11 protein-coding genes and 1 tRNA gene are annotated in these 12,655 nt (G+C 69.2%); 10 read left to right on the forward strand and 2 right to left on the reverse strand.

Going from position 1 to position 12,655, the window contains the following annotated elements:
* Positions 1–9 precede the first annotated feature (9 nt).
* From JHB91_RS01010 to argH, 4 genes are read left to right on the forward strand one after another with little or no spacing between them, the layout of a single operon-like run.
* Complete coding sequence (locus JHB91_RS01010) at positions 10–1,095, forward strand: acetylornithine deacetylase (RefSeq protein WP_199472608.1); 1,086 nt, start codon at positions 10–12, stop codon at positions 1,093–1,095.
* The gene (locus tag JHB91_RS01015) at positions 1,092–2,465 is read left to right on the forward strand and encodes an acetylglutamate kinase (RefSeq protein WP_199470852.1); all 1,374 of its coding nucleotides are present in this window, start codon (positions 1,092–1,094) and stop codon (positions 2,463–2,465) included. Before JHB91_RS01010 ends, JHB91_RS01015 begins: the two co-directional genes overlap by 4 nt.
* Positions 2,458–3,405, forward strand: a complete 948-nt coding sequence (gene argC, locus JHB91_RS01020) for an N-acetyl-gamma-glutamyl-phosphate reductase (RefSeq protein WP_199470853.1) — start codon at positions 2,458–2,460, stop codon at positions 3,403–3,405. The genes JHB91_RS01015 and argC overlap by 8 nt, the downstream gene beginning before the upstream one ends.
* Before the next feature lie 16 nt (positions 3,406–3,421).
* Positions 3,422–4,726 (forward strand): argininosuccinate lyase, encoded by a 1,305-nt coding sequence (gene argH, locus JHB91_RS01025; protein ID WP_199470854.1) that lies wholly within the window; start codon positions 3,422–3,424, stop codon positions 4,724–4,726.
* 47 nt (positions 4,727–4,773) lie between these two features.
* On the opposite strand, the gene JHB91_RS01030 is transcribed toward argH, so the two are convergent.
* Together JHB91_RS01030 and JHB91_RS01035 are read right to left on the reverse strand one after the other, a co-directional pair.
* On the reverse strand, positions 4,774–6,042 hold the full coding sequence (locus tag JHB91_RS01030; RefSeq protein WP_199470855.1) for an MFS transporter: 1,269 nt from the start codon (positions 6,040–6,042) through the stop codon (positions 4,774–4,776).
* 84 nt (positions 6,043–6,126) lie between these two features.
* A tRNA-Pro gene (locus JHB91_RS01035) sits at positions 6,127–6,203 on the reverse strand.
* Between the two features lie 134 nt (positions 6,204–6,337).
* Between JHB91_RS01035 and hisS the strand changes: the two genes are divergently transcribed.
* The 6 genes from hisS to JHB91_RS01065 all read left to right on the forward strand — a co-directional run bounded on the left by hisS (position 6,338) and on the right by JHB91_RS01065 (position 12,646).
* On the forward strand, positions 6,338–7,729 hold the full coding sequence (hisS, locus tag JHB91_RS01040) for a histidine--tRNA ligase (protein ID WP_199470856.1): 1,392 nt from the start codon (positions 6,338–6,340) through the stop codon (positions 7,727–7,729).
* Positions 7,719–9,626, forward strand: coding sequence for an aromatic amino acid lyase (locus JHB91_RS01045; RefSeq protein ID WP_343225033.1), 1,908 nt, complete (start codon positions 7,719–7,721; stop codon positions 9,624–9,626). The genes hisS and JHB91_RS01045 overlap by 11 nt, the downstream gene beginning before the upstream one ends.
* Positions 9,623–9,979 (forward strand): hypothetical protein, encoded by a 357-nt coding sequence (locus JHB91_RS01050; RefSeq protein WP_199470857.1) that lies wholly within the window; start codon positions 9,623–9,625, stop codon positions 9,977–9,979. Before JHB91_RS01045 ends, JHB91_RS01050 begins: the two co-directional genes overlap by 4 nt.
* Before the next feature lie 185 nt (positions 9,980–10,164).
* Positions 10,165–10,743, forward strand: coding sequence for a hypothetical protein (locus JHB91_RS01055; RefSeq protein WP_199470858.1), 579 nt, complete (start codon positions 10,165–10,167; stop codon positions 10,741–10,743).
* A gap of 5 nt (positions 10,744–10,748) precedes the next feature.
* The gene (locus JHB91_RS01060; protein WP_199470859.1) at positions 10,749–12,221 is read left to right on the forward strand and encodes a hypothetical protein; all 1,473 of its coding nucleotides are present in this window, start codon (positions 10,749–10,751) and stop codon (positions 12,219–12,221) included.
* 98 nt (positions 12,222–12,319) lie between these two features.
* Positions 12,320–12,646 carry a YerC/YecD family TrpR-related protein gene (locus JHB91_RS01065; protein ID WP_199470860.1) on the forward strand — a complete coding sequence of 109 codons (327 nt, stop codon included), beginning with the start codon at positions 12,320–12,322 and terminating at the stop codon, positions 12,644–12,646.
* Positions 12,647–12,655: the final 9 nt, after the last annotated feature.

Here is a 12,655-nt window from a genome sequence, read left to right on the forward strand (position 1 = left end):
GGCGACCCGCTGCTCGATGCCGTGCTGCGCCACCTGCGCGCGCTGGTGGCGTTCGACACCCGCAACCCGCCGCGCGCGATCGACAGCGGCGGGATCTTCGACTACATCCGCGGGCAGCTGCCGGATTTCGAGGTGACGGTCAGCGACCACGGCGCGGGCGCGGTGTCGCTGTTCGCGCGCCGCGGCCAGCCGGCGCTGCTGTTCAACGTGCACCTGGACACGGTGCCGGATTCGCCGGCATGGACCGCCGATCCGCACGTGCTGCGCGTCGAGGACGGGCGCGCGATCGGCCTCGGCGCCTGCGACATCAAGGGCGCGGCCGCGGCGCTGATCGCCGCGGCGCAGGCCAGCGACGGCGATGCGGCGTTCCTGTTCTCCAGCGACGAGGAAGCCAACGATCCGCGCTGCATCGCCGCGTTCCTGGCGTCCGCGCACGGCTTCGAAGACGTGCTGGTGGCCGAGCCGACCGGCTGCGAGGCGGTGCTCGCGCACCGTGGCATCGCCGCCGTGCAGCTGCGCTTCCACGGCGAAGCCGGCCATGCATCGGGCGCGCAGGCGCTGTCCGCCAGCGCCGTGCACAAGGCGATGCGCTGGGGCGTCGACGCGCTGGCGCTGGCCGAAGGCGAGGCCCACCAGCGGTTCGGCGGCCTGACCGGGCTGCGCTTCAACATCGGTCGCGTCGAGGGCGGCATCAAGGCCAACGTGATCGCGCCTGCGGCCGAGGTGCGCTTCGGCTTCCGCCCGCTGCCGTCGCAGGACATGGAGATGCTGCACGCGCGCTTCGCCGCGCTGGCCGCGGAAGGCAGCGACTACACGCCCACGTTCTTCGGCCCCTCGCTGCCGGCCGGCGACGTGTCTGCCGCGGAAGAGCGCCGCCTGGCCGCACGCGACCTGGCCGACGGCCTGGGCCTCGCGATCGGCAACGCCGTCGATTTCTGGACCGAAGCCTCGCTGTTCTCCGCCGCCGGCCTCAACGCCATCGTCTACGGGCCCGGCCACATCGCCCAGGCGCATACCGCCGACGAATGGGTGTCGCTCGACCAGCTCGCACGCTACGCCGGCGCCGTGCACGCCATCCTCTCGAAGGCCACATGAACGCAACGCCCGCCATGCAGAACGTCCACCGCCAGACCCGGCAGACCATCGTCCGGCTGCTGTCCGGCATGGGCAGCACCAAGGAAATCAGCCAGTACCTGAAGCGCTTCTCGCAGCTCGATGCCGCGCGCTTCGCGGTGGTCAAGGTGGGCGGCGCCGTGCTGCGCGACCAGCTCGACGAGCTGGTGTCGTCGCTGGCGTTCCTGCAGCAGGTCGGCCTGACGCCGATCGTGCTGCACGGCGCCGGGCCGCAGCTCGACGAAGCCATGCGGGATGCCGGCATCGAGAAGCGCGTGGTCGACAACCTGCGCTACACCGATGCCGAAGGCCTGGCGATCGTGCGCCGCGTCATGCGCGAGGAGAACCTGCGCCTGGTGGAGGCACTGCAGGCGGAGGGCGTGCGCGCCACGTCGATCCAGTCGGGCGTGTTCGAGTGCGCGTTCCTCGACCGCGAGCGCTATGGCCTGGTCGGCAAGGTCGCGCGCGTCGATACAGACGGCGTGGGTGCGGCCATCAAGGCCGGCTCGATCCCGGTGATCGCCTCGCTCGGCGAGACGGCGGAAGGCCAGATCGTCAACGTCAACGCCGACTGGGCCGCCAACGAACTCATCAAGACCCTGCAACCGTACAAGATCGTGTTCCTCACCGGCACCGGCGGCCTGCTTGGCGCCGACGGCGAGCTGATCGACTCGATCAACCTCAGCACCGAATACGACGAACTGCTGGCGCAGCCCTGGCTGCACTCCGGCATGCGGGTGAAGATCGAGCAGATCCACGACCTGCTGATGGCACTGCCGCATTCGTCGTCGGTGTCGATCACGCGCCCCGGCGAGCTGGCCAAGGAGCTGTTCACCCACAAGGGCTCCGGCACCCTGGTGCGTCGCGGCGAGCGCGTGCTGCGCGCCGAACGCTGGGACCAGCTGGACCTGCCGCGGCTGCGCACGCTGATCGAATCGGCCTTCGGGCGCACGCTGGCGCACGACTACTTCGAGCGCACGCCCTTGCTGCGCGCCTACGTCAGCGAGCACTACCGCACGGCGGTGATCCTCACCGAAGTGGACGGCGTGCCGTACCTCGACAAGTTCGCGGTGCTCGACGACGCCCAGGGCGAGGGCCTCGGGCGCGCGGTGTGGCAGGTGATGCGCGAGGAAACCCCGCGGCTGTTCTGGCGTTCGCGCCACGACAACGCGGTCAACATCTTCTATTACGCCGAGTCCGACGGCTGCTACAAGCAGGCCAAGTGGAAGGTGTTCTGGTACGGCCTGCAGGCGTTCCCGGACATCGAGCGCGCGGTGGCGCACTGCGCGGTGCGCCAGCCGACGCTGCTCGATCATTCCGCGCGCGCAACGTCGGCGGTGCAGCATGATTAAGTCGGTCGGCATCGTCGGCGCGCGCGGCCATACCGGCGCCGAGCTGATCCGCCTGCTCGCCGCGCACCCCGGCTTCGAGCTCGCGTTCGTGTCCTCGCGCGAACTCGACGGCCAGCCGGTGTCGGCGCACGTGCCCGAATACCGCGGCGACTTGCGCTACGCCAACATCGCGCACGAATCGCTGGGCGGATACGCCGTCGATGCCTGCGTGCTGGCGCTGCCCAACGGCAAGTCGGATGCCTGCGTCGCCGGCCTGGCCGGGCAGGGCGCCGACCCCGTGATCGTGGACCTCTCCGCTGATCACCGTTTTGACGACGCCTGGTACTACGGCCTGCCCGAACTGACCCGCGCCACGTATGCCGGACAGCGGCGCATCGCCAACCCGGGCTGCTACGCCAGCGCCATGCAGTTCGCCATCGCGCCGATGCTCGATGCGCTCGAAGGCCCGGTGCAGTGCTTCGGCGTGTCCGGATTCTCCGGCGCCGGCACCTCGCCCTCCGACCGCAACGATCCCGGCAAGCTGCGCGACAACCTGATGCCCTACGCGCTGGTGGACCACCTGCACGAGCGCGAGGTCACACGCCACCTGGGCGCGCCCGTCGAGTTCATGCCGCACGTGGCGCCGCATTTCCGCGGCATCACGCTCACCGCCAACCTGCACCTGCGCACGCCGGTCACGCTGGACACCGTGCGTGCGCGCTACCACGCCCGCTATGCCGGCGAGCCGCTGCTGCGCGTGGTGGACGAAGCGCCGTGGGTGAGCGCGATCGCCGGCCGCCACGGCGTGGAGGTCGGCGGCTTCACGCTGTCGGCCGACGGGCGCCGCCTGGTGGTGGTGGCCACGCTCGACAACCTGCTCAAGGGCGCCGCCACCCAGGCGCTGCAGAACCTCAACCTCGCCTTCGGCTATCCCGAGACGCAAGGCATCCCGCTCGACTGATCCCGCTGGAACCGACATGTCCGACCTTCTGTGGCAAAAGCCCGGCGTCACCGTCGATGCCGCCATCCAGGCTTTCCTGGCCGGCGACGACGTGGTGCTCGACCGCGAGTTCTTCCTGCACGACATCGAGGCCAGCCGCGCGCATGCGCAGGGCCTGGCGCGCATCGCGATCCTGGCCGAAGACGAACTCGCCGGCATCGAGCGCGAGCTCGACGTGCTGGCCGGTGATTTCAGCGCCAGCCGCTTCGTGCTCGACGACCGCTACGAGGACGGCCACTCCGCGATCGAGGCGCGCCTCACCGAGCGCCTCGGCGATGCCGGGCGCCGCATCCACACCGGCCGCAGCCGCAACGACCAGGTGCTGGTGGCGACGCGGCTGTGGCTGAAGGCGCAGCTGGCGCGCACGCAGGCGCTGTGCGTGGAGGTCGCGGGCATCGCGCTCGACCGTGCCGCGGCTGAGCGCGACGTGCCGCTGCCCGGCTACACGCACCTGCAGCGCGCGGTGGTGTCGTCGCTGGGCATGTGGTGGTCGGCGTGGGCGGAGGCGTTCATCGACAACGCGGCGCGCGCGCGCGACACCCTGGCCTGGATCGACGCCAATCCGCTCGGCAGCGCCGCCGGCTACGGCGTCAACCTGCCGCTCGACCGCGACCACACCACCGCCGCGCTCGGCTTCGGGCGCATGCAGGTCGCGGCGACCTACGCGCAGCTGTCGCGCGGCAAGTTCGAGATGGCGGCGCTGGAGGCGCTGTCGAGCGCCATGCTCGACCTGCGCCGCCTCGCCTGGGACCTGAGCCTGTTCACGGCGGCGGAGTTCGGTTTCGTGGCGTTGCCCGCGCAGTACACCACCGGCAGCTCGATCATGCCCAACAAGCGCAATCCCGACGTCATCGAGCTGATGCGCGCGACCTACGCGAGCGTGGCCGCGGCGCGCTGCGAGATCGAGCAGCTGCTGTCGCTGCCGTCGGGCTACCACCGCGACCTGCAGGTGTCGAAGGGCGCGCTGTTCCATGGCTTCGGCAAGGGCTTGCAGGCGCTCGCGCTGCTGCCGGACCTGCTGCGCAACCTGGACTGGCGCGTGGAGCGGATGCATGCGGCGCTGGAGCCGTCGATGTATGCCACGGACCTCGCCGTCGACATGGCGCGAGAGGGTGTGCCGTTCCGTGATGCCTACCGCCAGGCCGCCGATCCGGCGCGCTGGGCGGAAGGCGATCCGGCTGCGAGCCTGTTGGCGCGGGTGTCGCCAGGGGCGGCGGCGGACTTGAGCCTCGATGTGTTGCGCGCGCGTCTGGTGGACGTGCAGGGCGTGTCCCGAGGCTGAGAGAGCGCTTGGCGAGGTTGCGCGACGCTTCGCGCGCCGCCGGCCACTCAGGCTTGTTGCCAGGCGTCTTCGAGGAATCGCGGCTTGCACGCCTGCCACGCGCCCAGCAGCATCACAACGGCGCTTGCGGCGAGCATGGCGAACGGCCAGGTCCAGCTGCCGGTGGTCTCATGCAGCAGCCCGAACAGCAGCGGGCCAAGACAGGCCAGCGTGTAGCCCATGCCCTGCGTGAAGCCCGAGAGAGCGGCGGAGCCCGCCGGCGTGCGGGTGCGCTTGTTGAGCAGGGTCAGCGCAAGCGGGAAGGTGCAGCCGCCGAGCCCGAGCAGGGAGACCCAGAGCAGTGGCATGGCCATCGGGGCGACCAGCAGCCCCGCGTACGCCGCCACCTGGCACGCGGCGCAGGCGAAGACGATCGGGAAGGGGTTGCGTACGCGCACAGCGATCGCCGGCATCACCAGCGCACCGAGCAGGCCCAGGCCGGCGAACAACGCCACCATCGCGCCACCGTAGGCCGGGCTGGCGCCCGCGTCGGTCAGCAGCTTGGGCAGCCAGGTGAACAGGGCATAGGTCATCAGCGAGGTCATGCCGAACATCAGCGCCATGCCCCAGCCGATCGCGGTGCGCCAGGTGCGCACGCGCGGGGGCGGGGCGACGAGTTCGGGGGCGCCGTCGCCGGGCAGCACGGCGCGGTCGTGGACGCGTGCCAGCGCCGAATCGGCACGCCGCTCGATCCACAGCACGCCCAGCCAGGGCAGGATCGCCGCCACTGCGATCACGGCCCAGGCACCCAGGGAAATGCGCCAGCCCACGGCCGCGGCCACCGGCACGGCCAGCAGCGCGGGCAGGATGGTGCCCATCTGCATGACCGCGATGTACAGCGTGCTAACCATGCCGATGCGCGCGGCGAAGTAGCGCTTCACCAGCGGCGGCAGCACCACGTTGCCGATGCCGGCGCCGGCCAGGGCCACCAGCGAACCGGCGATCAGCACCGGAGTGCCGGGCGCGAGCGAGCGCAGCACCAGCCCGGCGGCGGCCAGCGCCATCGCCAGCAACGCGGTGCGTTCCAGGCCCGCGCGGTGCGCGATGGCGGGTGTGGCCACCCCAAACAGGGCGAAGGCCGCGCTCGGCAGCATGCCCAGCACGCCGGCCATGGTGGCGCCGAACGCGAACTCGCGACCCAGCACGTCCAGCAGCGGGGTGATGGAGGTGACGGCGGTGCGCAGGTTGAACGCGGACAGCACGATCCCGGCGAGCACCAGCGCCGCGCCCGCGCCGAGGGCGGGGGTGGGCGATGCCGGGGACGCTGCTGCACGCATGGGGGAAACGGACTCCAGGAAGCCGCGCCGGGCGCGGAAACGAAAAGACCGGCCGATGGGCCGGTCTTCGCTTGCAATCACCAGTGGTCGGGGAGACAGGATTCGAACCTGCGACTTCTACGTCCCGAACGTAGCGCTCTACCAGGCTGAGCTACACCCCGAGTCGGTGAGCCGCGCATTTTAGGAGTCGTGAGCGCGAAGGGCAAGCCCCTTGTTGTTGGTCGTGCCGGGAATGTGCCGGCAGTCGCTAGAATGCGGGGCTGACCGGTCCACCTTGTCCCCGGAGTTTCCCGCCTTGATCAAGCCACGTACGCCCCCGGGCGTCATGGAGCTGCTGCCCCGCGACCAGATCGCCTTCCAGCGCATGCTCGACACCATCCGCGGCACCTTCGAGCGCTTCGGCTTCCTGCCGGTGGAAACCCCGGTGTTCGAGCTGTCCGAGGTCCTGCTGACCAAGACCGGCGGCGAGACCGAGCGCCAGGTGTATTTCGTGCAGTCCACCGGTGCGCTGGGCAAGGCGGCCGAGTCCGGCGGCGCCGAGGGCGTGCCGGAGATGGCGCTGCGCTTCGACCTGACCGTGCCGCTGGCGCGTTACGTGGCCGAGCACGAGCACGACCTGGCGTTCCCGTTCCGCCGCTACCAGATGCAGCGCGTGTACCGCGGCGAGCGCGCCCAGCGCGGGCGGTTCCGCGAGTTCTACCAGTGCGACATCGACGTGATCGGCAAGGACACGCTGTCGCCGCGCTTCGACGCCGAGATCCCGGCGGTCATCCACGCGGTGTTCGAGGCCTTGGGCATCGGCGCGTTCACCATCCAGCTCAACCACCGCAAGCTGCTGCGCGGCTACTTCGAGGGCCTGGGCATCGAAGGCGACCGCCAGGCGGCGGTGCTGCGCGAGATCGACAAGCTCGACAAGCGCGGCGAAGACGCGGTGCGCGCGACGCTCGAGGGCGAAGGCTTCGGAATTGCCGCGGACGTGGTGGAGCGGCTGATGGCGTTCTCGCGCGTGCGCTCCACGGGCCACGATGACGCCCTGGCGCGGCTCGATGCGCTCGGCGCCGGCACCGCGCTGTTCGAGGAAGGCCGCGACGAGCTGCGCGCGCTGCTCGGTACGCTGCAGGCGATGGGCGTGCCCGAGGCGCGCTACGCGATCAACCTGTCGATCGCGCGCGGCCTGGACTACTACACCGGCATGGTCTACGAGACCGTGCTCGACGCGAACCCGGGCATCGGCTCGATCTGCTCGGGCGGCCGCTACGAGGACCTCGCCGGGCACTACACGAAGTCGAAGCTGCCCGGTGTCGGCATCTCCATCGGCCTGACGCGGCTGTTCTGGCAGCTGCGCGAGGCGGGGCTGGTGACGACGGCAGAGAGTTCGGTCGATGCGCTGGTCACGCTGTTCGATGATGCGGGACTTGAGCACGCGCTGGCGCTGTCGCAGCGCCTGCGCGCTGCCGGCCTGAACGTCGAGACCCAGCTGGAGCCGCGCAAGCTGGCCAAGCAGATGCAGTACGCCGACCGCGCCGGCATCCGCTTCGTGGTGATCCGTGGCGACAACGAGGCCGAACGCGGCGTGGTGGCGGTCAAGGACCTCCGTCGCGGCGAACAGTTCGAAGTCGTCGAAGCCGAACTGGCGCAGACGCTGCTCGTGGAGCGCGAACAATGGAAGGTGCAGGGTGGGCAATAACGTGATCCGCCTCGACGGGCTGTCGCTGACGCGCGCGCAGCTGGTGGCCGTTGCGCGGGGCGCCAGCGTCGCGCTCGATGAGCGCGCATTGACCGCGGTCGCCCGCGCCGCCGACTTCCTGGCCGAGCAGGTGCGCCGCGAGGAGCCGATCTACGGCGTGTCCACCGGCTTCGGCAGCAATGCCGACAAATTGCTCGGTGCGCATCCGCTGCGCGACGAGCTGCCGGGCGCCACGCCCTCCGGCCGCTCGCTGCACGAGGAGCTGCAGCACAACCTGATCATCACCCATGCGGTGAACGTCGGTGAGCCGCTGGCCGCCGACGTGGTGCGCGCGATGCTGTGCATCCGCATCAACACCCTGCTGCGTGGGCACTCGGGCATCCGCGTCGGCACGCTGCAGGCGATGGCCGCGATGCTCAACGCCGGCATCGTGCCGGTGGTGCCGGCGCTCGGGTCGGTGGGCGCCTCGGGCGACCTGTCGCCGCTGTCGCACCTGGCGATCGTGCTGCTCGGCGGCGGCGAGGCGTTCGTCGAAGGCGAACGCATGCCCGGTGCCGAAGCGCTGCGCCGCGCCGGCCTGGAGCCGCTGCAGCTGTCGTACAAGGAAGGCCTGGCGCTCAACAACGGCACCGCGCAGATGCTGGCGATGGGCGTGCTGGCGGTGGCGCAGCTCGAGGACCTGCTGGACACCGCGGACCTCGCCGCGGCGATGACCATCGACGCCTTTGCAGGACGCCTGGGCGCGTTCGCCGAGGACGTGCACGCGCTGCGCCCGCACCCGGGCCAGGTCGCGGCCGCCGCGCACCTGCGCGCGCTGCTTGAAGGCTCCACGCTGGCGGATATCCCGTACCACCTGGTGCCACGCTTCAGGCAGTGGCTGCCGACAAGCTGGGATGTCGCCGCGGCGCAGGCGCTCAATTTCGACATCGGCTGGGACTGGGTGCCGCTGGGCCAGCGCCACGGCCGCGAGAAGTTCTACGACCGCTTCCGCCCGTTCCGCGGCGGCAAGAAGCACCAGCCGCAGGACAGCTATTCGCTGCGCTGCGTGCCGCAGGTGCACGGCGCGGTGCGCGACGCGGTGGCGCAGGCCGCGCGCGTGCTCGAGGTCGAGCTCAATTCCGTCACCGACAACCCGCTGGTGTTCCCGGACAAGGTGGCCGAGCACGTCGAGGAGCAAGTGATTTCCGCAGGGCACTTCCACGGCATGCCGCTGGCGCTGGCGATGAGCTACGTCAAGGCCGCGATCCCGGTGCTGGCCTCGATCTCCGAGCGCCGCCTCAACAAGCTGGTCGACCCGGCCACCAACGATGGCCTGCCGGCGTTCCTGATCGGCAACGAGGACGGCACCGAATCCGGCTTCATGATCGTGCAGTACACCGCCGCGGCGATCGTCAACGACCTCGCCAGCCGCGCAATGCCGACCAGCGTGTATTCGATCCCGACCTCGGCCAACGCCGAGGACCACGTGTCCATGGGCGCCAACGAAGCCCGCCACGTGCTGGCCATGGCCGCCGATCTCGGCAAGGTGCTCGCGCTGGAGCTGTACACCGCTGCCCAGGCGCTGGACCTGCGGCGCGACATGATCAATGCCGCGCGTGACCTGGCGCGGCGCGTGGACGCACCGGCGTTCGCCGCGAAGGTGCAGGCCGGCGCGCTGCCGGATGCCGCGGCGCAGGCGGCCTTCATCGCCGAAGTCGACGGCCTGCGCGGCGAGCTCGCGGCCGCTGAGGCGTTCCACCCCGGCAAGGCCGTGGCGGCGGCGCACGCCGTGATCCGCACGCGCATCCCGTTTCTCGACCGCGACCGCGCGCTGGATGGCGAGGTTGCCGCCGCTGTAAGGCTGGTGGAAGAGGGCACGCTGCTCGCTGCGATCCCGCGCAGCGGCGTCCCGGGTTGAACCTGCCGCTGCACCTGGGCTGGCTGGGGGCGTTGGAGGCCGGGTTGATCGCGCTGCTGATCGGCGCGCTGGCCTACGCGCTGTTCCACGCCATCGGCGTGCGCCAGCGCTGGACGCCCGGCCACGCCATCGGCTGGGCCTGCCTGTCGGCGGTGGCGGTTGGTGCCGGCATCGACATCTGGCACCTGTTCTACATGGGCGTGGTGAAGCTGGAATCGCCCGTGTACGCCCGCATCGCGCTGGCCAAGATCCATGACCCCAACGGCCTCGGCACCCGCGTGCTGATGGAGATGGTGGGCGCGGTTTGTGGCGTGGCGCTGGCGTGGATGGTGGCGGAGCGGCGGGGCAGGTAGCCGGCCGCGATGGTGTGCCCCGCTGGCCCACAGGCGGTGTAGGGGATTTCCCGAACTGCGGAACGGCCCCCGTCCAGTAGCACAGATGGCGCTAGACTCGGCGCGTGCAAGGAAGCACGCCATGGCACCCGGCTCCGCCGCAATGGCGAGAGGGTGGGCCTGTCGACTACATGGAGGGACCCGCAATGTCGAAAACTTCCCCGTTTCGCACCACGATGCCTGCGCACGTGATACTGCTGACAGCATCATTGGCCCTCACAGCAGCAACTCGGGACGCCCGCGCGCTTCAGTCATCAGGTCACGGCGAGGTGGCGCATGTCGACGCAGTTCTTGAAGGCGAAGACTGTCATTCGATCAGTGAGCTCACTGCCAAGGAAGCCTGTTTCGCAGGGGTGGGTGAAGAGCTGATCGCCCGATGCGAGGCTCTGCGTGCAAACGCATGCAAGCCTTATCGGGACATGCATCGGGCGGAGCGCAGGTTGCGTGACCTTGGCGCCGAGATGCTTGCGATCAACAGGAGACGCCTCGCCACGTATGTCGAATCCGATCCTGCCTATCTGGACGATTTGGGCACGCTTGCCTCCGCGGCCGATGAGGCATGGCGTGCATGGCGCGACGCTGCGTGCTCTCTGGAACCGTTCGCGGATGGAATGTCGCGACGGGAAGCCTCCGACCTCACGGAGGCCTGTCGCGCGCATTGGACGGAGCAGCGGGTTTCGGAAATCGACAGCAAGATCCAGGAGCTTGAACAAGCCAGGGAGTGAGCAGCATGGACAAGGATGTCTATAACCCACTGAGCAAAGTGTCATTTGAGGCGATTGCATACAACGCCGTCGGCCGAGCAAGTGAGGTTGGTACCTTCCCCGCATACGCACTCGTACACAGCACTGGCAACTCGGGTTGGTCGGTCGGCATGGTCCAGTGGGACTTCGGGCAGCGAGGCCGGGGTGAGAAAGTTCACCTGCTGTTGGACAACTACCAGGCTTGGTCGCGGCCAGAAGATCGGTTCAGCAACGTCGAGGTCGACTCGCTGACAAACCGGCTTCAGCGGAGAGGGCAAGTTGGAAACGGTCTTACCCAGGGCGAGCAGGAGCGGCTCAACGCGTACCTGAGGTCCGACTCGGGTCGCGATTTCGTCAACGCGCTCAATCGCGAGCAGATCGAGTACAAATGGGCCCGGATCGGTGAGCCGCTTTCTCAGGTCGGATGGCTGCAGGATCTCGGCGTCTCCGACCCTGCGGCGGTTGGCGAAATCGTTGCGATGACCAGCAAGCTGTTCAATCAGAACGAGACTCGCGGCGCAAGACTGCTCCAGCAGTTGCTAGGCACAGAGATGAGTTCCGAGGCGGTGGAGCACTGGATCGGATCAAGCGGAATCGAAGGTCTCAATCCGCAAGCGCGCAAGGCGATAGTCAGCGGGAGAGACTCCGTGCTTGCCGGCATTCGCTTGATGAATGCCATGGAGACGGGGCACGGCGCGCTGAGCACGCGCTGGAGGGATGTGGTCTACGTGAACGGCGATGCGGCGCTCGCGCGCGGCTTCAACATCAATCCCGAGCTCCAGCTGTTCGATGCAATGATGCGAAACCCTGCGCAGGGCGCACGGATTTTCAGGAATGTCGAACTCGGCCTTCCCTCTGGCCCTGCAATCTCGTCGGGGATCAACAAGCTCGCCAGGCTCGAAATGGCCCGGGTCGAGCTTGATGTCGCGGGAGACCTCAGTGTCACTGGGCCCCGGGGTTTTCAGTATCGACTGAGCGAGGCGGGATGGACTCTGGTGGGTGAGCCGGTCGCCCGGCGTCGTGAGGTCGATACGCCGGACCATATCGAACTGGGTCGGGCGCAGCCCATGAGTCCAGGCAACGGAGCCTCCGAGGCTCGTGGGCTGGCCGATGGCCGGAGTGTCCTCGACGTTGGTGCCCACGATGACGTCTGCGGTATCGCCGGCAGTGTCCTTCAGGACGTCCAGCGCTCGGGCATGACCGGGGTGACTCTGGCACGTCTCAGCGAAGGTGGCGCCAGGACTCTGCAGGATTCGAGTGGGAAGCTCATCGCCTGGCAGGGTGACCCTCGCGATCCCGCTACGCGCTGGAGCGTGACGTCGGTGGAGGATGCAGCTGGCGTCGACGTGGATGAGGTTCTCCGACACTGCAATCGCGCTGTTGATAGGCCGGAACGGTCGACGGCACACGCGTCCATGCAGCAAGTCGGGCCCCAGCAAGGTGGGCCCGCAGGCCTCTAGGCAGTCCGCCGGCGTTCCCGAACTTCGAGATGAACGAGCGGACTTGCGCCGCTTCGGGTGCTGTGCATAATGTACTAACGCATTAACACGCTGTCACAATGAAACAACGCCCGCTCACACTGTCGAGGAAGGACGCCGACGCCGGATTCAAGGCGTTGGCGAAGGCGCTTGCCGCGCTCGACAACCCGGCGGACGTGGCGGCGTTCCTGCGCGACCTGTGCACTCCGGCCGAGCTGGAGGCCATGTCCGATCGTTGGCGCGTGGTGCCGCTGCTGCTTGAAGGCGTGCCGTATCGCGAGATCCACGAACGCACCATGGTCAGCGTGACCACCGTCGGGCGCGTCGCCCGTACGTTGGAGCAGGGCGAGGGCGGCTATGCCGCGGCCGTGCGGCATCAGTTTCCCCGCCTCGCCGAATCCCACTGAAGGCCCCCG

Source organism: Luteimonas sp. MC1828, from assembly GCF_016461615.1.
In the GTDB taxonomy this organism is placed as follows: Bacteria; Pseudomonadota; Gammaproteobacteria; order Xanthomonadales; family Xanthomonadaceae; genus Luteimonas.